The 614-nt window shown below is 36.8% G+C and carries 1 pseudogene; it reads left to right on the top strand.

Annotation, left to right across the window (positions count from 1 at the left end):
- Positions 1–614 (top strand): annotated as a pseudogene (locus ACHRV5_RS22375) (glycoside hydrolase); the annotation flags it as partial.

Below are 614 nucleotides of genomic sequence, written 5' to 3'. Positions count from 1 at the left end.
AGCTACTTCTGATGCTTCAGGAAATTATTCGGTTGCGAATTTAATTTCAGGATCAGATTATACGGTTACAATTGCAAAAACAGGATTAACATTTACTCCTGCATCAACAGTTTATACTGCTATTGCTGCTAACAAAACGTTGAATTTTACACAAACTGTTGTAACGCCAACTTACTATACCGTAAGCGGAACAACTAAAAATGGAACTACAGCTGTTTCTGGTGTAACAATCTCAGCAGTTTCGGGATCAACAACTTTAACAGCTACTTCAGATGCAAGTGGAAATTATACAGTTGCTAATTTAGTAGCAGGATTAGATTATACAGTAACAGCTGCAAAATCAGGTGTAACATTTACACCGGCTTCAACAGTTTACACAGCAATTGCTGCTAACAAAACGTTGAATTTTACACAAACTGTTGTAACGCCAACTTACTATACCGTAAGCGGAACAACTAAAAATGGAACTACAGCTGTTTCGGGAGTTACAATCTCAGCAGTTTCGGGATCAACAACTTTAACAGCTACTTCAGATGCAAGTGGAAATTATACAGTTGCTAATTTAGTAGCAGGATTAGATTATACAGTAACAGCTGCAAAATCAGGTGTAACAT

Source organism: Flavobacterium sp. FlaQc-52, from assembly GCF_044007495.1.
GTDB lineage: Bacteria > Bacteroidota > Bacteroidia > Flavobacteriales > Flavobacteriaceae > Flavobacterium > Flavobacterium cupriresistens.
Note: the sequence above shows the minus strand (reverse complement) of the source record. Positions and strands in the feature narration are given on the sequence as shown.